This window comes from Scandinavium manionii, from assembly GCF_024764775.1.
In the GTDB taxonomy this organism is placed as follows: Bacteria; Pseudomonadota; Gammaproteobacteria; order Enterobacterales; family Enterobacteriaceae; genus Scandinavium; species Scandinavium manionii.
Genome location: NZ_JALIGC010000038.1, coordinates 39,475 through 62,938 on the forward strand (window position 1 = coordinate 39,475; position 23,464 = coordinate 62,938).

Annotated in this window: 19 protein-coding genes; 10 read left to right on the forward strand and 9 right to left on the reverse strand. The window is 56.5% G+C overall.

Annotation, left to right across the window (positions count from 1 at the left end; all coding sequences use genetic code 11):
• Window positions 1-95: 95 nt before the first annotated feature.
• A complete protein-coding gene (gene dgt / locus MUU51_RS12120; protein WP_159770915.1) occupies window positions 96-1,610 on the reverse strand; it encodes a dGTPase in 1,515 nt (504 codons plus the stop codon).
• Window positions 1,611-1,684: 74 nt separating this feature from the next.
• Here dgt and mtnN point away from each other — a divergent pair, with 74 nt between their 5' ends.
• From mtnN to MUU51_RS12135, 3 genes are read left to right on the forward strand one after another with little or no spacing between them, the layout of a single operon-like run.
• Window positions 1,685-2,383, forward strand: coding sequence for a 5'-methylthioadenosine/S-adenosylhomocysteine nucleosidase (mtnN, locus tag MUU51_RS12125; RefSeq protein WP_258967829.1), 699 nt, complete (start codon window positions 1,685-1,687; stop codon window positions 2,381-2,383).
• On the forward strand, window positions 2,376-3,176 hold the full coding sequence (gene btuF / locus MUU51_RS12130; RefSeq protein WP_159770921.1) for a vitamin B12 ABC transporter substrate-binding protein BtuF: 801 nt from the start codon (window positions 2,376-2,378) through the stop codon (window positions 3,174-3,176). The genes mtnN and btuF overlap by 8 nt, the downstream gene beginning before the upstream one ends.
• 14 nt (window positions 3,177-3,190) lie before the next feature.
• Window positions 3,191-3,814 carry a TRIC cation channel family protein gene (locus MUU51_RS12135; RefSeq protein ID WP_159770924.1) on the forward strand — a complete coding sequence of 208 codons (624 nt, stop codon included), beginning with the start codon at window positions 3,191-3,193 and terminating at the stop codon, window positions 3,812-3,814.
• A gap of 49 nt (window positions 3,815-3,863) precedes the next feature.
• On the opposite strand, the gene erpA is transcribed toward MUU51_RS12135, so the two are convergent.
• Together erpA and clcA are read right to left on the reverse strand one after the other, a co-directional pair.
• Window positions 3,864-4,208 (reverse strand): iron-sulfur cluster insertion protein ErpA, encoded by a 345-nt coding sequence (erpA, locus tag MUU51_RS12140; protein ID WP_110510828.1) that lies wholly within the window; start codon window positions 4,206-4,208, stop codon window positions 3,864-3,866.
• A gap of 77 nt (window positions 4,209-4,285) precedes the next feature.
• Entirely contained in the window at window positions 4,286-5,713 is a 1,428-nt protein-coding gene (gene clcA, locus MUU51_RS12145; protein WP_159770927.1) for a H(+)/Cl(-) exchange transporter ClcA, read from the reverse strand.
• Between the two features lie 178 nt (window positions 5,714-5,891).
• Between clcA and hemL the strand changes: the two genes are divergently transcribed.
• Window positions 5,892-7,172, forward strand: coding sequence for a glutamate-1-semialdehyde 2,1-aminomutase (hemL, locus tag MUU51_RS12150; RefSeq protein ID WP_258967830.1), 1,281 nt, complete (start codon window positions 5,892-5,894; stop codon window positions 7,170-7,172).
• A 140-nt stretch (window positions 7,173-7,312) separates the two neighbouring features.
• Here hemL and fhuB read toward each other — a convergent pair whose 3' ends face one another.
• From fhuB to hrpB, 6 genes are all read right to left on the reverse strand, one after another.
• Window positions 7,313-9,295 (reverse strand): Fe(3+)-hydroxamate ABC transporter permease FhuB, encoded by a 1,983-nt coding sequence (gene fhuB / locus MUU51_RS12155; RefSeq protein ID WP_258967831.1) that lies wholly within the window; start codon window positions 9,293-9,295, stop codon window positions 7,313-7,315.
• Window positions 9,292-10,182 carry a Fe(3+)-hydroxamate ABC transporter substrate-binding protein FhuD gene (fhuD, locus tag MUU51_RS12160; protein ID WP_258967832.1) on the reverse strand — a complete coding sequence of 297 codons (891 nt, stop codon included), beginning with the start codon at window positions 10,180-10,182 and terminating at the stop codon, window positions 9,292-9,294. The genes fhuB and fhuD overlap by 4 nt, the downstream gene beginning before the upstream one ends.
• The gene (gene fhuC / locus MUU51_RS12165) at window positions 10,182-10,979 is read right to left on the reverse strand and encodes a Fe3+-hydroxamate ABC transporter ATP-binding protein FhuC (protein ID WP_159770939.1); all 798 of its coding nucleotides are present in this window, start codon (window positions 10,977-10,979) and stop codon (window positions 10,182-10,184) included. The genes fhuD and fhuC overlap by 1 nt, the downstream gene beginning before the upstream one ends.
• A gap of 49 nt (window positions 10,980-11,028) precedes the next feature.
• Window positions 11,029-13,224 (reverse strand): ferrichrome porin FhuA, encoded by a 2,196-nt coding sequence (gene fhuA, locus MUU51_RS12170; RefSeq protein ID WP_258967833.1) that lies wholly within the window; start codon window positions 13,222-13,224, stop codon window positions 11,029-11,031.
• A gap of 270 nt (window positions 13,225-13,494) precedes the next feature.
• Entirely contained in the window at window positions 13,495-16,044 is a 2,550-nt protein-coding gene (gene mrcB / locus MUU51_RS12175; protein ID WP_258967834.1) for a bifunctional glycosyl transferase/transpeptidase, read from the reverse strand.
• Between the two features lie 145 nt (window positions 16,045-16,189).
• Window positions 16,190-18,619 carry an ATP-dependent helicase HrpB gene (gene hrpB, locus MUU51_RS12180; protein ID WP_258967835.1) on the reverse strand — a complete coding sequence of 810 codons (2,430 nt, stop codon included), beginning with the start codon at window positions 18,617-18,619 and terminating at the stop codon, window positions 16,190-16,192.
• Window positions 18,620-18,692: 73 nt separating this feature from the next.
• Between hrpB and thpR the strand changes: the two genes are divergently transcribed.
• From thpR to folK, 6 genes are all read left to right on the forward strand, one after another.
• Window positions 18,693-19,223, forward strand: a complete 531-nt coding sequence (thpR, locus tag MUU51_RS12185; protein WP_159770951.1) for an RNA 2',3'-cyclic phosphodiesterase — start codon at window positions 18,693-18,695, stop codon at window positions 19,221-19,223.
• A 12-nt stretch (window positions 19,224-19,235) separates the two neighbouring features.
• Complete coding sequence (gene sfsA, locus MUU51_RS12190; RefSeq protein WP_258967836.1) at window positions 19,236-19,961, forward strand: DNA/RNA nuclease SfsA; 726 nt, start codon at window positions 19,236-19,238, stop codon at window positions 19,959-19,961.
• Window positions 19,962-20,116: 155 nt separating this feature from the next.
• The gene (gene dksA / locus MUU51_RS12195; RefSeq protein WP_110510818.1) at window positions 20,117-20,572 is read left to right on the forward strand and encodes an RNA polymerase-binding protein DksA; all 456 of its coding nucleotides are present in this window, start codon (window positions 20,117-20,119) and stop codon (window positions 20,570-20,572) included.
• A gap of 64 nt (window positions 20,573-20,636) precedes the next feature.
• The gene (gene gluQRS / locus MUU51_RS12200; RefSeq protein WP_159770957.1) at window positions 20,637-21,491 is read left to right on the forward strand and encodes a tRNA glutamyl-Q(34) synthetase GluQRS; all 855 of its coding nucleotides are present in this window, start codon (window positions 20,637-20,639) and stop codon (window positions 21,489-21,491) included.
• A gap of 94 nt (window positions 21,492-21,585) precedes the next feature.
• Complete coding sequence (pcnB, locus tag MUU51_RS12205; protein ID WP_159771621.1) at window positions 21,586-22,983, forward strand: polynucleotide adenylyltransferase PcnB; 1,398 nt, start codon at window positions 21,586-21,588, stop codon at window positions 22,981-22,983.
• Window positions 22,980-23,459: a 2-amino-4-hydroxy-6-hydroxymethyldihydropteridine diphosphokinase gene (gene folK, locus MUU51_RS12210; protein ID WP_159770960.1), complete on the forward strand. Its 480-nt coding sequence runs from the start codon at window positions 22,980-22,982 to the stop codon at window positions 23,457-23,459. Before pcnB ends, folK begins: the two co-directional genes overlap by 4 nt.
• The last annotated feature ends 5 nt before the right edge of the window (window positions 23,460-23,464 follow it).

The following is a 23,464-nucleotide window of genomic DNA, read 5'->3' on the forward strand; positions in this document are numbered from 1 at the left end:
ATGTGACTGTCAGATTCAATTTATAACGCTAAGTTCCGGATTTAAGTTTCTGGAAAAAGTAAAAAAATATTGTCCGCCTTTACAAAACTTTCGCGTTATTCCACAGCCATCAAGCGGCGGTATTCATCCCAGGCATAGAGATCGGTCATGCCGCTGATATAATCCTGAATCAAACGACAGCGATAATAGTACTCCATCAACGGATACTCGGTGGCATCACGCGGGATTTTATTTACCGCTTCAACGTACGCCAGGCGATGTCGCGTCGACAGTTTCTGAAACAGACGGCTTTCAATCGGCAAATGGCGCAAACGCTCTTTTTCCACCAGCTCGTGAAAGTCCGCCAGCGATAATTTCAACAGCGGCTGGTAAATTTCCAGCAGCCCGCTAATCACGCGGTATCCCTGCAATTCTAGCTGCTCAACATCGGGATGGCTGAATACCTGTTTAATGGCGACGTTTTTATATAATTCAAGCAGCTGGCTGTAGTCACTTTCGTCTTCTAGCAGGGCGTGGTTGAAATCCCCGGTATATATCTTCGGAAGGTTATCGATAAATCGCTGCGCGGCATAAGGCACCAGCTTATTCAGCGTATTCACCCGCAAATACATAAAGAACTGATCTTCTGTACTGCGGCTTAAGGTATTAGACCGAGATTTATCCCAGGCATTTTCGACAACCTGTGAGAATAACGAGCCTTTTTCGTGCGTGCCCCATGCGTCGTACAGGTGCTGATAAAGTTGCTCCACGCTGAAGATGCGTTTCTCAACGGCGTCTTCCAGGTCGGCCACGCAATAAGAAATATCGTCGGCAGCTTCCATAATCCACGTCAATGGAAAGCGACTGTAAGGGGCTAAATCGAGTTCTTGACGTAACCTCGCAATATAGGCCTCTTCGGCGAAATAATAGCCTGGCTTCTTCATTAAATAGCTGTGACTTTCTGGCGGCTTGCCTCGCCACCATGCAGGACGCGTGTACTTCAGAATACAGCCGACCTGCGCCCAGGTGAGATTCATACGCATCAACGTATGTACCAGGCGAATACCCTGGGCGTTACCTTCAAACTGGCAGAGATCCTGACGCACCCGACGACGGAGTTCGTTCAGGGTATCTTCCCCGTCGCGCAGACGCAGCGTGCCGACAAGGCAACGATCGTCGCTTAACGGCTGACTGGCGGCATCCGCAGGCCACAGGCGCTGGCGGAACCAGTCGTTAATCGCCGCTTCACCAAAATGCCCAAACGGCGGATTGCCAATATCGTGCATTAAACAGGCCATCTCGACGATACTTTCAAACGGTCCGGTCAGTTCATCCAGCCCGTATGCCTCCAGCAGCTTGCGCTCTTTCAGGCGGCTCAGCACTTCTTTAGCGATATAACGCCCGACCTGCTGAACTTCCATAGAATGCGTCAGCCGCGTGCGCACCGCCGCATTGCGTTCCAGCGGGAAGACCTGGGTTTTCTGCTGCAGCCGACGGATAGCCGGGGAATTGACGATGCGCCCGCGATCGCTTTCGAAGATCCGCAGGATTTCATGCTCCGTCGCGGCGTTCTGCGGCGAGCGGTAACGCCGACGCCAGTTTATCTTTGTGCGAAAATCAATTGTGGCCATAGCCTCTCCCGGTCCGGAAATGCGTGCTCCATGATAAACTATGCCTTTAAACCCATCACATCGCGAGTAAATCTATGAAAATCGGCATTATTGGTGCAATGGAAGAAGAAGTGACGCTGCTGCGTGACAAAATCCAGAACCGTCAGACTATCACCATCGGCGGGAGCGAAATTTACACCGGCCAGCTGAATGGCGTTGACGTTGCCCTGCTGAAATCAGGGATCGGCAAAGTGGCTGCCGCGATGGGTGCCACCCTACTGATCGAACGCTGCAAACCAGACGTCATCATTAACACCGGTTCTGCAGGCGGCCTGGCCTCTACGCTGAAAGTGGGCGATATCGTCGTCTCCGATGAAGCGCGCTATCACGATGCCGATGTCACCGCATTTGGCTATGAATACGGCCAGCTACCGGGCTGCCCGGCAGGCTTCGCGGCTGATGCGAAACTGATTGAAGCAGCAGAAAATTGCATCAAACAACTTAACCTGAATGCCGTACGTGGGCTTATCGTCAGCGGCGATGCATTCATTAATGGTTCCGTCAGCCTGGCGAAAATCCGCCACAACTTCCCGCAGGCGGTTGCCGTGGAAATGGAAGCCACCGCTATCGCACACGTCTGTCATAACTTCGGCGTGCCGTTCGTTGTTGTTCGCGCCATTTCTGACGTCGCCGATCAGCAGTCACACCTAAGCTTCGATGAGTTCCTCGCCGTCGCCGCTAAACAGTCGACCCTGATGGTCGAAACGCTGGTCCAGAATCTGGCGAATGCGTAACGGCCTGACATCGGGCCTTTTCGCCCTGCTGTTGACCTTTCCGGCGTGGCTGATAGCCGCGCCGAGGGTTATCACCCTTTCCCCCGCCAATACTGAACTGGCCTTTGCCGCAGGCATTACGCCTGTGGGGGTGAGCAGCTTCTCTAATTATCCCCCTGAAGCCCGCCACATCGAAGAAATCGCCAGCTGGCAGGGGATGAATCTGGAACGCATTGTGGCGCTCAAGCCCGATATAGTGCTGGCCTGGCGTGGCGGCAATGCCGAGCGACAGGTGAACCAACTGAGCGCATTGGGCATTAAAGTGGTGTGGGTAGAGACCGGCAGTGTGGAGCACATTGCTGACGCGTTGCAGCAGCTGGCGGCCTGGAGTCCAGTACCCGAACAGGCGAAACAGGCAGCGCAGTCGTTGCGCCATAATTTTGTTGCGCTGAAGCAAGAGTATGCTCACCGCCCGAAAAAAAGGGTATTCCTGCAATTTGGCACTAATCCGTTGTTTACCAGTAATAAAAGCTCGATACAGAACGAAGTAATTGAGGCCTGCGGGGGAGTAAATATTTTTGCCACCAGCCGCGTTCCGTGGCCGCAGGTTAGCCGCGAACAGGTTCTCGCCCGGCAGCCTCAGCTGATTATCACCGCCGGAAGCGACACCGAAGTGACAAAAATTCAGCAGTACTGGGGGAGTCAGCTCAAAATTCCGGTCATTCCCGTAAACAGCGACTGGTTTGAACGCGCCTCCCCGCGTATTATCCTCGCCGCGAAACAACTCTGCACCGCAATGGCGCAGGTCAATTAACGGGAAACGCATCAATGCTTGTCTATTGGCTGGATATCGTGGGTACTGCCGTATTTGCCATTTCCGGAGTTCTGCTGGCTGGTAAGCTACGCATGGACCCATTTGGCGTGCTGGTGCTCGGCGTGGTGACTGCAGTGGGCGGCGGAACGATCCGCGATATGGCGCTGGCACACGGCCCGGTATTCTGGGTAAAAGATCCCACCGATTTGGTGGTGGCGATGGTCACCAGCATGTTGACCATTTTGCTGGTGCGTCAGCCGCGTCGCCTGCCGAAATGGATATTGCCAGTGCTGGATGCGGTCGGCCTCGCAGTGTTTGTCGGTATCGGCGTGAACAAAGCATTTATTGCCGGAACCGGCCCGCTGGTCGCTATCTGCATGGGCGTGATAACGGGCGTCGGCGGCGGGATTATCCGTGATGTTCTGGCACGCGAAGTGCCGATGATCCTGCGGACCGAAATCTACGCCACCGCCTGTATTCTGGGTGGGATCGTGCACGCTACCGCGTATTTCACTTTCGGAATACCGCTGGAGAACGCGGCCATGCTCGGCATGTTGGTGACGCTCGTGATTCGCCTGGCGGCGATTCACTGGCACCTGAAACTTCCGACCTTCGCCTTAGACGAGAATTCCAGATAGCAAAAAGCCGTGTCGATGACACGGCTTTTTTGTTTCAGCATTCCTGAACTTAAACGCTGAAGGAGGAACCACACCCGCAAGTGCTTTTGGCATTCGGGTTGGTCACGATGAAACGTGAACCTTCCAGACCTTCGGTATAATCCACTGAACCGCCCACCAGATATTGCAGGCTCATCGGGTCAACGACCAGGCCGACGCCTTCTTTCTCAATGGTCATATCACCATCGTTAATCTGATCGTCAAAAGTGAAGCCGTACTGGAACCCGCTGCAACCACCGCCGGTGATATAGACGCGCAGTTTCAGGTTCGGATTCTCTTCATCCGCAATCAGGTTTTTTACTTTGCTGGCGGCCGCATCAGTAAACTGCAGAGGCAGCGCTACGTCATCACTCATTTCACACTCCGGTTAATTCGCACTGGCTAAAGTCTCGCCAGGTCTTTTGCTCATTATCCAATACCTGACTAAATCGTTCAAGTATTCTCCCCGACGGTCTGTTTTTCTTTCTCCTCTTTCTCTGCTTTTTCGGCTTCCTGCTTTGCAAGAGTACGGGTCAGAATCGAGGAGTACAGCGGTTTCCCGCCCAGGAACTGGGCTAATAGTGTTGCGCCAAGACAGGTAATAATCATTGGCAAAATGAGCTGATAGTTGTCTGTCATTTCCAGAACTAACACGATACCGGTCAGCGGCGCACGCACAGATGCCGCGAACAGCGCGCCCATTCCAGCAATGGCAAAGGTGCCCGGCTCCAGATGATAATGCGGGAACCACGCCGTTGCCGCCATGCCGAATGCGGTACCGAGCAGCGTGCCGAGTGCGAGCATCGGGGCAAAAATGCCGCCAGGCGCGCCCGACGAGAAACACAGCAGCGTCGTCACGACGCGCGCAATAAAGATAAACATCAGCAGGCCGACGGTGTAATGCCCCGCCGCCGCGATAGGAATGAGGTTGAACCCGCCGCCTGCCGCTTCCGGCTCAATCAGGCCGAGCACGCCACAGATACCGCCGAGCAAGCCGCCAATCAGCACCCATTTCTTGATATCGCCGCCGTGAATACGCTGGAACAAATCCTGTGTACGCAGCACCAGGTTGTTAAACAGCGGTCCGACGCAGCCGAAAATCATCCCCAGCACCAGATACAGCCACAGGGTGTTTACTGGCGCATTCGCGAGCTTTCCAACCTCAATGACGGCGGTTTCACCGTTGAAGATACGGAACACCACGCTGGACATGATAACGCCAATGAAAACGGCCTTAATCGAAATCAGGTTGTAGCGGAACTGCGGGCGCATCTCTTCGATGATAAAAAGAATGCCCGCCAGGGGAGCATTAAACGCCGCGGCCAGACCTGCGGCCGCACCGGTTGCCAGCAGCGAGTGACGCGCTTCTGCGGTACGCAAACGGAAGATATCCAGCACCATGCGCCCAATATTGCCGCCAAGTTGCACCGTCGGGCCTTCACGACCGAGCACCATTCCGGCCCCCAGCGTGCCCATGCCGCCAATAAATTTCACCGGAATGACGCGCCACCAGCGAACCGGGCGTAGCTCTTCGAGCGCGCCTTCGATTTCAGGAATGCCTGACCCGCCCGCTTCCGGCGCGAAACGACGCACCAGGATATAGCCGACCATCGCCAGCAGCCCGGAAAGAATAAAGGCCAACGGCCAGACTAAGAACCAGTGATCCGCCACCTGTGCCAACGTGCCAATGCGCACGTTTTGCACCCAGTTCACGGCTTTTTCAAAAGCGACCCCCACCAGGCCGGCTAAGGTGCCAACCAGTGCGGCCATCAACAGGATGGCTAACGGTGTTTTATCCCTGCGAACTAAACGGCGTACCGCATCCCCGCGGCGCAATCGAACGATTTGCTGTGATTCAAAAGAGGGAGTTTCTGCTTTCATGCCATTATCATTAATTGCCAGGACAAATTGCAGATTGCATTGTAACCACCCTATGGCGGTACGTCGCGTTAAAATTCCTTCATTATTACATTGTTTCAATTGGGCAAAACTTTCATAACCTTCCGGGAATAAATTAGAATAGCCCGCTAACACGCTTTCTACGAACCAGGAACCTCGAATGAGCAAATCTGAGAATCTCTACAGTGCGGCCCGCGAACTGATCCCCGGCGGCGTCAACTCGCCGGTCCGCGCCTTTACCGGCGTCGGCGGTACCCCACTGTTTGTCGAACGTGCCGACGGCGCGTATCTGTACGATGTGGATGGTAAAGCCTACATCGACTACGTCGGTTCCTGGGGCCCGATGGTACTCGGCCACAACCACCCGGCCATTCGTAACGCGGTGATTGAAGCGGCATCACGCGGTCTGAGCTTCGGCGCGCCGACCGAAATGGAAGTGAAAATGGCTGCGCTGGTGACCGAACTGGTTCCAACCATGGACATGGTGCGCATGGTGAACTCCGGCACGGAAGCGACCATGAGCGCCATCCGTCTGGCGCGGGGTTTCACCGGGCGTGACAAAATCATCAAATTCGAAGGCTGCTATCACGGCCACGCTGACTGCCTGCTGGTGAAAGCTGGCTCCGGCGCGCTGACCCTCGGCCAGCCAAACTCTCCGGGCGTTCCGGCGGATTTTGCCAAACACACCCTGACCTGCACCTATAACGATCTGGCGTCCGTGCGTGAAGCGTTCGAGCAGTATCCACAGGATATCGCCTGCATCATCGTCGAACCTGTTGCGGGCAACATGAACTGTATTCCACCGCAGCCTGACTTCCTGCCGGGCCTGCGCGCCCTGTGCGACGAATTTGGCGCGCTGTTCATTATCGATGAAGTGATGACTGGCTTCCGGGTTGCACTGGCTGGCGCTCAGGATTACTACGATGTGGTGCCTGACCTGACCTGTCTGGGCAAAATCATTGGTGGAGGGATGCCAGTCGGTGCCTTTGGTGGCCGTCGCGAAGTGATGGACGCGCTGGCGCCAACCGGTCCGGTTTACCAGGCGGGAACGCTGTCCGGTAACCCGATTGCGATGGCTGCCGGCTACGCCTGTCTGACGGAAGTCGCCCAGCCGGGTATTCACGAAACCCTGACCAGCCTGACCAACCAGCTGGCGGAAGGCCTGCTGCGTGCTGCGCGTGATACAGGGATCCCACTGGTGGTGAATAATGTGGGCGGAATGTTCGGCATCTTCTTCACTGATGCGAAAACCGTAACCTGCTATCAGGACGTGGTGAAATGCGATGTGGAACGCTTCAAGAAATTCTTCCATCTGATGCTGGAAGAAGGCGTTTATCTGGCGCCATCAGCGTTCGAAGCGGGCTTTATGTCCGTGGCGCATACCGAGCAGGATATCAACAACACCATCGACGCGGCGCGTAAGGTGTTTGCCAAACTGTAACGCTGGATGCCTGGCGGCGCTACGCTTGCCCGGCCTACAACTGTAACGCAAAACGGCAGCCCTCGGTTGCCGTTTTTAGTGTTTGCTCCCTCTCCCCGTGAGAGGGTCGGGGTGAGGGCTTCAGCCCGCACAATACATGTTTACCGGCTCTGCTTCCTCAGCAGATAAATAAAGTACGGCGCGCCGATAAACGTCGACAACAGCCCAGCCGGGATTTGGTACGGGAACAGCACCATCCGCCCGCACCAGTCAGCGATCACCAGCATAATTCCCCCCACCAACGCAGAAAGAATCATGTGCGGCATCGTCCGACGGAAGCCCATCATCCGCGCGATATGCGGCGCCATCAGGCCAATAAAGCTCAGCGGACCAATGGTCATGGTCGCCGTAGCCGTCAGGCTGGCGGCTAACAGCAGCAGCGCCACACGCGCCGGGGTCAGCGCCATACCTACCGCGCGGGCAGTATCGCCACCGAGAGGCAGTATCGTCAGCCAGCGCCGACACAACGGCGTCAGCGCCAGTAGCACCACCATCACCAGCCCGGTATGCAGCACCTGCTGATAAGAGGCGTTATAGGTGGAACCGGAAATCCAGGTCAGGATCTGCGCCATGCGCGGATCGCCGCTCGCCTGCAGCATCATCAGCAGCATTGTAAACGCGGTACTGAGCGCCATCCCGGCCAGCAGCATTCGGTGCGGAGAGAATCCGCCCCGACCTGAGGCAATCAGGATAATCATCAACGTCACTGCCGCGCCCAGACTCCCCGCCGGCAGCAGCCAGCCAAAGGCATTACCCGGCACGAAGAACAGCATCAGCACCACGCCAAATGCCGCACCAGAAGAAATCCCCAGCACTTCTGGGCTCGCCATCGGGTTGCCGGTCAGACGTTGAATGATGCAGCCCGCGACCGCCAGCATTATCCCGGCAATCAGCGCCGCCAGAATTCGCGGTGCACGCCATTCCATCAGCGCATGGAGTAAATCGCCCGTCGCCCAATGCCAGCCCTGCGCATCACGCCCGAGCGACAGCGCAGCCAGCATACCCACCAGTAGCACGCCACAACCGGCCAGCGCCCACACCAGCACCCGCTGGCGTTCAGCCGCGACGCGATCGCCCGCATCCATCGCCGGTGCGCTGATGCTGCGCAGACGCGGCAGCAACCACAGCAGCAACGGGGCGCCAATCAGCGCGGTGACGGAGCCGGTAGAGACTTCCATCCATACCTGTGAGAGCCACAAAATCAGCTGGTCAGAAAGCCAGAGGATCAACGCCCCAATCAGCGGGGCCAGTATCAGGCGCGAAAGCAAACGTCGCGCGCCGAGCATTTTCGCCAGCAGCGGCGCGAACAGGCCGATAAAACCGATAATGCCCACCGCATTCACCAGCAGCGCACTGATAACGATCGCCAGCGTCAACGCCCCAAGCCGCGCAAGCGAAAGCGCCAGGCCCAGGTTGCGCGCTACGCCGTCGTCGAGCCCCATCAGGGTTAACGGGCGCAGCAGCAGCAGTGTGAGCATCACGCCGCCGAGCAGCTGCGGCCAAAGTTGCTGCACCACGCTCCAGTCGGTTTGCGTCAGCGTGCCGGTACTCCACAGGAACATGCTTTGCAGCTGGTCGTGGTGGAAAATCACCAAAAGCTGATTCACCGCGCCGCAGTACATGCTCACCACCAGCCCGGCGAGGATCAGCGTCACCGGCGACAAACGCTTGCCCCAGGAAACGCCAAACACCAACGCGCCGACCACACAGGCCCCCGTCAGAGCCGCAAACTGCGTTGAGAATGCGCCCGGAACGGCCCACAGCGTGGTGATCGTGATACCGAGCTGCGCACCGGTGGCGACGCCGAGCGTCGTCGGTTCGGCGAGAGGGTTACGTAAAACCTGTTGGAACAGGACGCCGACCAGCCCAAGCCCGGCGCCGACGAGCAACGAGATAACCACACGCGGCAGCAAACTGTAGTGGAACAGCATCTGACGGATGCTATCGACGTTCGGCTGCCACAGCGCTTCCCGCCACTGCCCGCGAGGCAGCGCCACGTTAAAGTTGTGCCAGCTCAGCCATGCCGAGGCGATAAACAGCACGCAGAGAATGAATGCCGGGAAACGCGCGATGCGCTGGCTCATGCCTTGCCTCCCAACGCGTTATCGAGAATACGGATAAAATTCATCACCGACAGCGTCGCACCGTAGAACCACACGGCTGGCACACGCTGGAAGCGCTGCTGACGCACAAACGGCATCGCCTGCCACAGCGGCGTGGCCATCAGTTTTTGCATGTCGGCTTCGTTGCCGTGGTCGAAACAGATAACGTCTGCATCTTTAAACTCGCCCAGTCGGTCGATGCCGACCACCTGACTGCCCCAGAAGTTGGTTTCGCCCTGCCAGGCATTCACTATCCCGTACTCATCAAGGATTTGCTGGAACAGGCAGTTCGGACCGAAGGCCAGTACATGACGGGCATCGAGCAGCGTTACCATCAGCAACGGTCGTTCGTCGCGCACGGCAAAACGCGGTTTATGCTGCGCCACAAATTCATCGAAATGGTTGAGATGCGCATGAGCCTGGTTTTCCATGCCCAGCAACTGGCCCATTTCCACCAACGACTGACGGGCCTTGAGCAGCGGATTTTTACCGTCACTAAAATTGAACCCGCGCCCTGGTGCGATACGCGCCAGTTTTTCTGGCGACGGACCATAACCTGCCGACCACACCATGTACGACGGTTTCATTTCGGTCAGCAGTTCGAGGTTAGGTTCGGTACGCAGGCCAACGTCAATCACCGACGCAGGCAGCGCCGGTTCGTTCACCCACAGGTTATAATTGGGAATATCGGCCACGCCGTACGGCGTTACGCCCAGCGCCAGCAGCAGTTCTACCGGCAGCCATTCGAGGGCCACGATGCGGTGCGGATCCACCGTCGCGGCGTGCGCACTTTTCATCTGCCAGAGCAGCGGAGACAGCGCCATAGCCGTCAATAAACGACGACGGCTTATCGAGAGGGAATCATTCATCAATAAACAAAGCTTACCGGGGCAGCACCCGCCGGATGCGGCAGGATCCCCATCGGAATTCCGTAAATTTTTTCCAGCGTTTCGCCACGCATCAGCGTTTCCGGCGTTCCCTGGGCAATCATTTTACCGCCGCGCAACGCCACCAGATAGTCGCAGTAGCGTGCCGCCATGTTGATGTCATGCAGTACCGCAATCACCGTCAGACCGCGTTGCTGACTGAGACGATGCACCAGCGCCAGGACGTCGACCTGATGAGCAATATCCAGCGCCGACGTCGGTTCATCCAGCAGCAGACAACGGCTGTCCTGCGCCACCAGCATCGCAATCCACGCGCGCTGACGCTCACCGCCGGAAAGACTGTCCACCAGGCGATGGGCCAGCGGTTTCAATCCAACCAACGAAATCGCTTCTTCCACTTTCTCGCGGTCCGCTGCGCCAAATCGCCCCAACGCACCGTGCCATGGATAGCGGCCAATCGCCACCAGCTCACGTACCGTCATCCCTTCAGCCTGCGGCAACTGCTGCGGCAAATAGGCTACCTTGCGGGCAAACGCTTTGCTGTTCCAGCTTTCCAGCGGTTGTCCGTCCAGCAGAACATCGCCTTCTGACGGCGGCTGGTGACGGCCCAACATTTTTAACAGCGTGGATTTTCCCGAGCCGTTATGGCCGATAAGGCCGGTCACTTTTCCGGGTGGAAAGGTCAGCGAAAGCGGGTGCAGCAGCGTACGGCCTGGTACACGGAAGGTGACATCGTTCAGGGCGAACGTGGTGTCGGTCTGAGTTGTGGTGTCCTGCATAGCGGCCAACTTGTTAAAAGGGCACGGCGAACCGTGCCCAAAGAGGAGATTAGAAACGGAAGGTGGCTGTCGCCACAACCTGACGCTCTGCGCCCCAGAAACAACCGTAGGTCTGGAAGCAGCTGGCAACGTATTCTTTATCGAACAGGTTATTCACGTTAACCGCGAGGCTTGAACCCGCCATACCAAAGCGTGCCAGGTCATATTTCACAACAGCATCCACCACGGTTGCGCTATCCACCTTGAACGAGTTCGCTGGATCGCCATAGGATGAGCCGACGTAGCGGGCGCCAGTTCCTAAAGTCAGACCCGAAAGTGCGCCTTCATAGAACGTGTAATCCCCCCAGAGCGAAGCCATATTTTCTGGCACCTGCTCTGGCGTGTTACCTTTCAGATTGGTGTCTTTGGTGTACTCTGCATCAGTGTAGGTATACGACGCCGTCAGATTAATGTTGGCATTGAGAGCCGCCTTGGCTTCAAGTTCCACACCCCGTGCGCGAATCTCACCCGCAGGGACCTGGCCCAATGGATTATTCGGATCGGCAGTCAGGTTGTTGGTTTTGGTCAGCTGGTAAACCGCTGCCGTGAGCACAATCGGACGATCGTTCGGTACATATTTTACCCCCGCTTCATACTGCTCACCTTTGGAAGGAGCATAAGAAGCACGCGGTGTACTCCACAAATCAAATGCGCTTGGTTCGAAAGACTGACTGTAGCTGAAGTACGGGGAGATCCCATTGTCGAACAGATAGTTCACCCCACCACGCCAGGTAAATTTCTCATCATTACGTTCAACGTAACCGGCCTGTGGCGTGGTCGAGTTCTGGCGAACCGTTGTTGCCTGCTGCGACCAGTCGTAACGACCACCAAGGGTAAACACCCATTTATTCCATTCAGCCTGATCCTGAACATACAGACCCGTCTGTTTGGTTTCATTCATCTGGTAAGGCTCTGCGTCACCAAAATCATAATGTTCCGGCGTGTAACCACTGTACAGATCGATAGGTGGAGCGGAACCGAAAGCAGCATTAATGTCGTTACGCATGCGCATAAAGTCGACGCCCGTTAACAACGTGTGGCTCATGTCGCCAGTGGCAAATTTGCTTTCAAGCTGTGTATCAACGCTGAAGTTTTGCAGGCGTTCGTTATCCACCACGGTCCCACGATTCAGCGTGTGCCCATCCGCAGCAATACCGGTCCCGTATACGCTCTGTTGCGCTGTTTTCAGCTCTGCAAAACGCAGATTCTGACGCACGGTGAAGGTGTCGTTAAAGCCATGTTCAAAGCTGTAACCTACCATTTTTTCATTGCGGGAATAGCTATTGTTACTGGCGCCTTCATTGAAATTCGTCGGCAGGCGAGACCCGTTTGGCAGCTTCTCTACTGTGCCCTCTTTAGGCAACCAGCCGTAATAGCCCGTTTCCGGTTCGTTCTGGAAGTACGAGAGGAAAGTGAAGTTGGTTTTGTCGTCCGGGCGCCACGAGAAAGACGGCGCGATAGCATAACGCTGCTGCTCCGCATTGACTTGCTGTTCGTTATTTGAACGCGCCACACCGGTCAGACGATAGGAGTAAACGCCGTCGTCATCAATCGCATCACTGAAGTCAAAGCCCGTCTGGAACAGGTTGTCTGTCCCCATCTTAAACTGAACTTCTTTCAGAGAGTCAGTGGTCGGGCGTTTGCTGACCATAGAAATAATGCCACCTGGGTTACTTTTGCCGTAAAGCACCGAGGTTGGGCCACGCATCAGTTCAACGCGCTCCAGCATATAGGGATCAACAACCGCATCGTTGTAGAAGTTACCTTGCAGCTTAAGGCCATCAAGATAGTTATTCTGGTTGAGCCCGACGGAAGAGAAACCACGAATGATGACAAAATCATAGGTGCTGGATGCACCACGACTGTTGACCATTACGCCCGGAGTATAGCCTAAGGCTTCTTTCACTGACTTTGGCTGATGGGTATCCATCTCTTCGCGCGTGACCACCGAGACAGACTGCGGGGTTTTTTCAATCGGGGTGTCGGTTTTCGTGGCGGTGGCGGAATGTTTGGCGGCGATGGTGGCCGCTGGGCCCCACGCGCTTTCCTGCGGCGCCGCAGGGGCGGCCGTCACAGTCAGGGTTTCTTCCTTCGGTTGTGTTGCCGCCTGTGCGTTGACAGACATGCCGCTAACCGCTGTGGCTACTACCCATGCGAGCTTGCGCACTGAGGTATTCATTGGCTGAGCAGTGTTGAGACGCGCCATTATTGTTCTCTGATGATATTGAGTGAATGATAACGTAAACGAGAATTATTATTATGCCCGCAGAATAATAGGCGAAACGCGGAAGTCATGGCAAGCGGAATACGCCCCTACCAGAATTGAGGGTTTAAAAAATAACCTGATGGTAAGTAGGGAGTTAAAGGAAGGTTAAAAATTGCCCCTTCCCCCGGCCCTCTCCCCCAAGGGGCGAGGGAGAAAACCGGACTGTCCCCTCTCCCCTTGGGGGAGAGGGTTAGGGTGAGGGGTAAGGTCTTAGTTACCGCCGAACATATCTTTAATCCAGCCCGCTACACCGTCGCTTTTTTCCTGCTTCGCTGGCTGCTGTTGCTGTTGTTGTTGTTGTTGAGGCTGCTGCTGTGGCTGCTGCTGCGTTTGGCCGCCGAACGGATTTCCGTCCTGCTGCTGTTGTTGCATCGCCTCGCTCTGCTGACACAGCTGATCCGGATTGGTCGTCCAGACCGGCAGCTGACGCATGCCTGCTCCATCACAGATAAAGTTGCCGTTGTCGTCGACGCTCATATTGACGATATCTTCCGGTGGCGTCAGATCCAGTGGGATCGGCGACTCGTTGGACAGATAACGCTGATAAATGGACATCGCACCACTGGCCCCATACAGCTTAGTTGGCTGGTTGTTATCGCGGCCAACCCAGGTGATCACCACTTCACGTCCGTCAACCCCAGCGAACCAGGTGTCGACGTTGTTGTTCGTGGTCCCGGTTTTACCCGCCAGATGCAGATTCGGGTACTTCGCGCCAAGCTGACGACCGGTACCGCGCTGCACAACCTGCTGCATGGTCCACAACGTCATGTAAGCCGCCTGTGCCGGAACGGCACGTTCAGCTTGCGGATAGCTCTGGTACAGCACGGTGCCATCTTCCGCAATGACCGAACGCAGCGCAGACAGCGTCGCACGGTTACCGCCGCTGGAGATAGTCTGGAACGCCTGCGCCACTTCGATTGGCGTCAGGTTCAGTGCCCCAAGAATCATCGCCGGAACAGGATGCAGCTGATCTTTCGGCACGCCGAGTTTTTGCCAGGTATCGGTGATCGCTGGCAGGCCAAGCGCCATCCCGAGGTTTACCGTCGGCACGTTCATCGAACGGGTCAACGCGTCGACTAACATTACCTGACCGCTAAAGCGCTTATCATCGTTCTGCGGCGACCAGGTCTGGCCGTTCGACAGATGAATCGTGACGGGCGCATCGGCAATCCAGGTATTCAGACGATAGGTATTCGCCTGACTCAGCGCGGTCAGATAGGTCGCCGGTTTTGCCAGAGAACCAATCGAACGACGCGCCTGCATCGCGCGGTTATAACCCGCATACTGCGGCTCTGCACCGCCAACCATCGCCCGGACTTCGCCAGTCATACGGTCGACAATCACCATCGCGGTTTCGAGGTCGCTCAGCTTGCGCTGCTTCTTCAGGACAGGAATGCCTTCGGTCGCCGCTTTTTCTGCCGCATCCTGGGCCACGGAATCGAAGGTGGTAAAGATTTTCACACCGGAAAGATCTTTCACCTTGTCACCGAGCTTCGCCTGCAGCTCCTGACGAACCATCTGCATAAACGCAGGCTGTGGAGAAATTACCCCACCGCGCGGCTGCACGCCCAACGGACGCGCGCTGAGCATGTCGTACAGCTCCTGATCGATAACCTTCTGCTGTTGCAGCAGGCGCAGGACCAGGTTACGACGTTCGAGCGCGAGTTTCGGGTTACGCCACGGGTTGTAGATCGACGCCCCTTTCACCATGCCCACCAGCAGCGCCTGCTGGTCAAGGCTCAGTTCTTCCACCGGGCGGCCAAAGTAGTACAGGCTCGCCAGCGGGAAGCCGCGGATTTCGTTGTCGCCGCTCTGACCGAGGTACACCTCGTTCATATACAGCTCAAGGATCCTGTCTTTGCTGTAACGGGCATCCATGATCAGCGCCATGTACGCTTCGTTGGCTTTACGCCAGTAGGAGCGTTCGCTGGAGAGGAACAGGTTTTTCACCAGCTGTTGGGTCAGGGTACTTGCGCCCTGCACCGTTCGGCCCGCCGTCAGGTTCGCCAGTACCGCACGCCCCATCGAGTAGAAGCTAATGCCGTCATGCTCGTAGAAGTGACGGTCTTCGGTCGCAATCAGCGTGTCGATCAGCAAGTCCGGGAAACCACTGCGCGGCACAAACAGGCGCTGCTCGCCGTTAGGCGATGACATCATGGTTATCAGGCGCGGATCGAGACGGAAGAAACCGAACTGACGGTTGTTATCCATGTTAGTGATGGAATCCAGATGATCGCCATCAAAGGTCAGACGCGCGCGCACCTGCCCTTCTTTACTGTCCGGGAAATCAAACGGTCGACGGATCATCTCGATGCTGTTGGACTGCACCGTAAATTCGCCCGGACGGGTCATCGCCGTCACCTGGCGGTACTGCGTGGCCGTCAGCAGTCGCACCATCTCATTCTTGCTGACAGGCATATCCGGTTCGAGGTTAACCATACGGCCATAGACCGCCGCTGGCAGTTGCCACACTTTACCGTCGATACGGGCACGGATTTTCTGATCCAGATAGACGCCGTAAATGGCCATCAACACCGCAAAAACGATGCCTAATTTGACCAGCAGCCAGAACCAACCGTATTTGCGACGAGGCTTCTTGCCTTTACCTTTTCCATTACGCGGCATCGGTTCGTCATCCTCATCTTCGTAATCATCATCGTCGTACTCTTCGTCCCTGAGACGACGACGGCTAACCTTCTGCTTAGCCGGACGTGCAGGCTTGCCTTTACGTCCAATCGGCTCGCGGTCATTCCCCGCCATACTTTTTCTCCGCTAAATTCAGGCGTAAGCGCCTGATTCTCTTTCCTTTCACGTCGTGGTGAAAGAAGAAATCTCTCAAAATGTTTTCTCCCTCTTCTTGTAGAAGAGGGCTGGATGAGGGTATCAGACCGCACTCCCCCTCACTTTACGAATACTTTTTCGTGCGTCGCGTCGGTGCCGTGCTCGCCGGGTCATCCGGCCAGACGTGTTTCGGGTAACGCCCTTTCATCTCTTTCTGCACTTCGCGGTAAGCGCCCGCCCAAAACGCACTGAGATCGCGTGTGATTTGCAACGGTCGCTGTGCCGGAGACAGTAGCTCCAGCACCAGCGCCACACGGCCTTGCGCGATAGTCGGCGTATTCGCCTCGCCAAACATTTCCTGCATTCGCACCGACAAAACCGGTGGGTTATCCGCATCATAACGCAGGGCAATCCGGCTTCCGGTCGGCACAGTGTAATGCGTGGGTAGCTCACTATCCAGACGTTGTCGCAATGACCAGGGCAGTAAACCCTGTAATGCCTGGGTGATATTTAGCGCCTTCAGAGCTTTCAGCGAATGTACTCCGGTCATATGCGGCAGCAGCCAGGACTCGAGCCCAGCCAACAATACTTCATCATCCACAGCGGGCCATTCATCTTCGCACAGCCAACGGGCGGCGCTCTGAATACGCAAGCGTAGCTGCTCTGCTTCCGGCGTCCAGTTAAGGATACTCAGGCCTTTATCACGCAGGCCGTTGAGCATTGCCTGATGCAGTTCGTCTTCGGAAGGTTTCGCCAGCGGCTGCACCTTTACTGTCAGCTGTCCGATACGGCTGCGACGCCAGGCTTTCAGCGTGCCCTGGTTTTCATCCCATTCGATGGTGTCAGACTGCGAAAGCAGTTCAGGGCATTCGGCCACCAGCGTGTCGATGTCGAGCGCCAGCGCCTGTAAAATTCGCGCATCCGGGGACTGACTGCCCTGCAATAGAAGTGGCGCAATCAGCCATTCATGGCGGCCCAGTGCATCGTCGGCATCCAGCATCGCACCCATGCCGTTCGCCAGCTGGTAGCGCCCTTCCTGACCGCGTCGTCGCGCGATGCGATCGGCAAACCCTTTCGCCAGCAGTGCCGTTATTCGCCCGGCATCGGGCTGGCCGGATGGCTTATCAATGCGCTGGCTCAGTACTTTGGCGCGCTGCTGCCAGTTCGGCTGATTGCGGGAAAACGCCATTCCGAGATCAGCATTTCCGCCGCGCGGTGGCTCTTCCAGAATCGCGGCCAGTTTTGCGGCAGTCGCCACCTCGTCCGGCGAAGCTGCCGCCACCAGCATCGCCGCCAGACGCGGGTCATTACCGAGGGTTGCCATTTTCTGCCCCTGCGCCGTCAGCTGCTTGCCGTCGAACGCGCCAAGCTGGGACAACAACGTTCGCGCAGCCGCCAGATTGGTGGCAGGCGGTTGATCCAGCCAGTTCAGCTGCGCCGGATCCTGACAGCCCCACTGCAACAGTTCGAGCTCCAGCCCGCAGAGATCGCTTTGTAAGATTTCCGGCTCGCCCTGCGCCGCCGCGCGTTCAGCCTGCTCTTTGCCCAGCAGATGCAGACAAATCCCCGGCTCCAGTCGCCCGGCACGGCCAGCACGCTGGGTCATTGATGCCTGGCTGACACGCTGGGTAAGTAAACGCGTCAATCCGGTGCGAGGGTCGAAACGCGCCACGCGCTCCTGGGCGCAGTCGACGACCAGACGAATGCCTTCAATGGTCAGACTGGTTTCTGCGATGTTGGTCGCCAGCACCACTTTTCGCAGCCCTTTTTCTACGGGCAGGATAGCCTTGCGCTGTTCGCTTAACGACAGCGCCCCGTACAACGGGCACAGCACCACATCAGTGCCGACCCGCCCCGCGAGCTGATCCTGTACACGCTGGATTTCACCCACTCCCGGTAAAAACAGCAGCAGCGAGCCCGCCTCATTGCGCAGCAGTTCCGCCGTAGCCGCCGCCACGGCTTCATCAAAACGCTGATGTGTGGCTAGCGCCTGATAGCGTCTTTCCACCGGGAACGCACGGCCCTCGGACGAAATCACCGGCGCGTCGGGCAAAAGCGTCTGCAATCGGACGTTATCCAGCGTCGCGGACATGATGAGCAGTTTTAAATCGTCTCGCAGCCCTTGCTGCACATCGAGCAACAGCGCCAGCGCTAAATCGGCCTGCAGGCTGCGTTCATGGAATTCATCGAGGATAACCAGCCCAACGCCGCTCAGTTCTGGGTCGCGCTGGATCATGCGGGTGAGAATGCCTTCCGTCACCACTTCGAGGCGGGGGTTTTTACCGACGCAGGTTTCGGCGCGCATTCGATATCCCACGGTGTCGCCCGGCTTTTCATTCAGCAGTTCCGCTAATCGCTGGGCAACGTTTCGCGCCGCCAGTCTGCGCGGTTCCAGCAGGATAATTTTGCCTTCAATGCCGCCAGAATGCAGGATTTGCAGCGGCAGCCAGGTCGATTTACCGGCACCGGTGGGCGCGTTCAGCAGCACCTGGGGCGCCGTTTTTAGCGCCTGGAGAAGTTCGGGAAGGACAGAGGCGACCGGCAATGACGACACAAAGGGCTCCAGTGGGTGACTTTAAATGGTCGGGCATTGTAGCATTGCGCTAAATCATTACCGAGACCCTGGCATGCCCGAACCCAAAAGACTGTTTTTCGCCCTTGAGCTTCCCGATGACGTGCAGCAGCAGATTATTCACTGGCGCGCCGCGAACTTCCCCGCCGACAGCGGGCGTCCGGTGGCTGCCGCGAATTTACATCTGACCCTGGCGTTCCTTGGCGAAGTGAGTGCAGACAAACAGCGGGCGTTAGAGACGCTGGCCGGGCGCATCCGCCAGCCGGGTTTCACAGTAGATCTCAACGATGCCGGGCAGTGGCTGCGTTCGCAGGTGGTGTGGCTCGGCACGCGCCAGCCGCCACGCGGGTTATTACAGCTGGCGAATATGCTGCGCGCTCAGGCGGCCCGCAGCGGCTGCTATCAAAGCCCGCAGCCGTTCCACCCGCACATTACGCTGCTGCGCAATACGGCGACCGCCGTGCCCATTCCCGCACCGGGTTTTAGCTGGCAGGTGCCCATCTCTGAATTTGCGCTGTACTCTTCTGAATATTCTCGCGGACGCACCCGTTATACCCGGCTTACGCACTGGACTCTTACCGAATAACAAGGAATCGTCATGCAGTTTCTGCCGCCGTTAAAACACGCCCGCCTTATTCAGCGCTATAAACGTTTCCTGGCCGACGTTATCACCCCCGAAGGTGAAGAATTAACCCTGCATTGTCCAAACACCGGTGCGATGACCGGCTGCGCCACCCCAGGCGATACCGTTTGGTACTCGATTTCGGACAGTAAAACGCGCAAATACCCGCACACCTGGGAAATCACCGAGACGCAAACGGGTGCATTTATTTGTGTCAACACATTACGGGCCAATCAGCTGGTAAAAGAAGCTATTCAGTCCGATGCTATTCCCGAACTGAAGGGTTATAGCGTGTTGAAAAGCGAAGTGAAATACGGTTCAGAGCGCAGCCGGATTGATTTCAAGCTAGAGGCGGAGGAGCGTCCTGACTGCTATATTGAAGTGAAATCGGTTACGTTAGCGGAACAAGAGTACGGTTATTTCCCCGATGCGGTGACAGAACGTGGTCAGAAGCATTTGCGAGAGTTGATGGGCGTGGCGGCCTCAGGTGACCGTGCCGTGGTATTATTTGCGGTACTTCACTCTGCCATCACCCAATTTTCACCCGCGCGCCATATCGATCCGACGTACGCGCAGTTGTTGAATGAGGCACAAAAAAAGGGGGTCGAAATTCTGGCTTATAAAGCGGAACTTTCTGCCGATAATATGACTCTGAAAGAGCCGTTGCCCGTGGTGTTAACACCGGTGATAACGGCTGAGTAATAAATGTGCTGGTCGCGTGCGCAAATACGCTTTTCCTCACAGGGTTGTCAAGTGTAACGTTTAGACAATTGCTATCCTGAAAAGCATCTGCTATTTATAGCGGCCTGATTTTTCCCCCACATGGGGATCGATAGTGCGTGTTAAGGAGAAGCAACATGCAAGAAGGGCAAATCCGTAAAACATCGTCCCTGAGTATTCTCGCCATCGCTGGGGTGGAGCCATACCAAGAGAAGCCGGGTGAAGAGTATATGAACGAAGCCCAGCTGTCTCACTTCAAGCGTATTCTTGAAGCGTGGCGTAACCAACTCAGGGATGAAGTTGATCGTACCGTGACTCATATGCAAGACGAAGCAGCTAACTTCCCGGACCCGGTCGACCGTGCCGCACAGGAAGAAGAATTCAGCCTCGAACTGCGTAACCGCGACCGTGAGCGCAAGCTGATCAAAAAGATCGAAAAAACGCTCAAGAAGGTCGAAGACGAAGATTTCGGCTTCTGCGAGTCCTGCGGAGTTGAAATCGGTATCCGTCGTCTGGAAGCGCGTCCGACTGCCGATCTGTGCATCGACTGCAAAACACTGGCGGAAATCCGCGAAAAGCAGATGGCTGGCTAAGCCATTCGTTTCGCATAACATCACCATGGCGGGAGTTTTCTCCCGCCTTGTTCTTTTTTGGCATATGGCAAATTCAGATTATACAGGGCGTTTTGCCCCTTCCCCTTCTGGCGAACTCCATTTTGGCTCACTGATTGCCGCGCTTGGCAGCTATTTGCAGGCCCGCGCCCGTCAGGGAAAGTGGTTAGTGCGTATTGAAGATATTGATCCTCCCCGTGAAGTTCCCGGTGCTGCAAATACCATTCTGCATCAGCTGGAACATTATGGTCTGCACTGGGATGGCGACGTTGTGTGGCAGTCTCAACGCCATGACACCTACCGTGAACGGCTCGCCTGGCTGCGCGAACAGGGGCTGAGCTATTACTGCACCTGCACCCGGGCGCGAATTCAGAGCGTCGGTGGCATATACGACGGCCACTGCCGGGCGCTGCATCTCGGCCCGCAGAATGCGGCGCTGCGTTTACGCCAGACTCAACCGGTATTGCAGTTCAACGATAAACTGCGCGGCACAATTGTCACCAATGAGCCGCTGGCGCGAGAAGATTTTATTATTCACCGCCGCGATGGCTTATTTGCCTACAATCTTGCCGTGGTGGTCGACGATCATTTTCAGGGCGTGACGGAAATCGTGCGCGGCGCAGATTTAATTGAGCCGACGGTGCGACAAATTTCGCTGTATCGCCATTTCGGCTGGACGGTGCCGGACTATATTCATCTGCCGTTGGCGCTGAATAACGACGGTAACAAACTGTCCAAACAAAATCATGCGCCAGCGTTATCTACCGGCGACCCGCGCCCGGAATTAATCCGGGCCTTACAGTTTCTTAACCAGACTATTGTTAAAGAGTGGCAGGACATAACGCTCGAGGATCTGCTGAAAAACGCGGTGCAAAACTGGAACCTTTCATCAGTTGCATAAATGGAGCATTCTCAAATGCCTCTTGCTGAGCTATGATTAGCCGCTATTTTTTTGTCCTCATGACTTCCGACTGACTTGAAAACCGAGGTGCAACATTTTTACCCGAGTCGCTAATTTTTGCCGTAAGGTGCTTACCCGTGAAGAAACCGGGGCTGAAACCGTCGAGATAAAACCAGAAATGACGGTTATTCCGCGTGAGCAGCACGCTATTTCCCGCAAAGATATCAGTGAAAATGCCCTCAAGGTGCTCTACCGTCTGAACAAAGCGGGCTACGAGGCTTACCTCGTGGGCGGCGGCGTGCGTGATTTGCTGCTGGACAAAAAACCCAAAGATTTCGATGTGACCACCAGCGCCACGCCGGAGCAGGTGCGTAAACTGTTCCGTAACTGCCGTCTGATCGGCCGCCGTTTCCGTCTGGCCCACGTGATGTTTGGCCCGGAAATTATTGAAGTGGCAACCTTCCGTGGCCATCACGAAGGGACGCCGGACGATCGCGCCACCTCGCAGCGCGGCCAGAACGGTATGCTCCTGCGTGACAACATCTTCGGTTCCATCGAAGAAGATGCCCAGCGTCGCGACTTCACCATCAACAGCCTTTACTACAGCGTGGCGGATTTCACCGTCCGTGATTACGTCGGCGGGATGCGCGATTTGCAGGACGGCGTCATTCGCCTGATTGGCAATCCAGAAACCCGCTACCGTGAAGATCCGGTGCGGATGCTGCGCGCGGTGCGCTTTGCCGCCAAGCTGAATATGCGTATCAGCCCGGACACCGCCGAGCCGATTCCACGCCTGGCCACCCTTATCAACGACGTGCCACCGGCGCGTCTGTTTGAAGAATCTCTGAAGCTGCTGCAGGCCGGTTACGGTTACGAAACCTATAAACTGCTGCGCGAATACAGTCTGTTCCAGCCGCTGTTCCCGACCATCACCCGCTACTTCACCGAAAACGGTGATAGCCCGATGGAGCGCATCGTCAGCCAGGTATTTAAAAACACCGATACCCGCATTCACAACGACATGCGCGTAAACCCGGCGTTCCTGTTTGCCGCAATGTTCTGGTATCCGCTGCTCGAAACCGCACAGCGCATCACACAGGAAAGCGGTCTGGCCTATTTCGACGCATTCGCCATGGCAATGAATGACGTGCTGGACGAAGCCTGCCGTTCGCTGGCGATCCCGAAACGTATTACCGCGCTGGTGCGTGATATCTGGCAGCTGCAGCTGCGTATGTCCCGTCGTCAGGGTAAACGCGCATGGAAACTGATGGAGCATCCTAAATTCCGCGCAGCCTACGATCTGCTGGCGCTGCGTGCCGAAGCGGAAAACAACCATGAACTGCAACGTCTGACGCAGTGGTGGGGAGAATTCCAGGTGGCTGCACCACCGGCGCAGAAAGATATGCTCAACGGTCTGGATGAAGAACCGGCTTCGCGTCGTCGTCATCGTCGTCCACGCAAGCGTGCGCCTCGTCAGGGCGGCACCGCGTGACACGCGTTTATATCGCCGTCGGCAGCAATCTGGCTTCACCGCTCGATCAGGTGAACGCGGCGATTGCGGCCCTGGGCGAAATCCCGCAAACCGCCGTTGTGGCGGTTTCGTCGTTTTATCGCACGCCGCCGCTGGGTCCGCAGGATCAGCCTGACTATCTCAATGCCGCCGTGGTGCTGGATACCGACCTCGAACCAGAAGCGCTGCTGGATAACACCCAACGCATCGAACTCGAGCAGGGCCGCACCCGCAAAGCCGAACGCTGGGGACCGCGCACGCTGGACCTCGACATTATGCTGTTTGGTGAGCTGACGCTGAACACCGGGCGCCTGACCGTGCCGCATTACGACATGCACAACCGCGGCTTTATGCTGTGGCCGCTGGCGGAAATCGCGCCAGACCTCACTTTCCCCGACGGCACCTCGCTGACAACGCTTCTGCAACGCCTTAACTGTACAAAACCTGCTCACTGGTAAAGAGC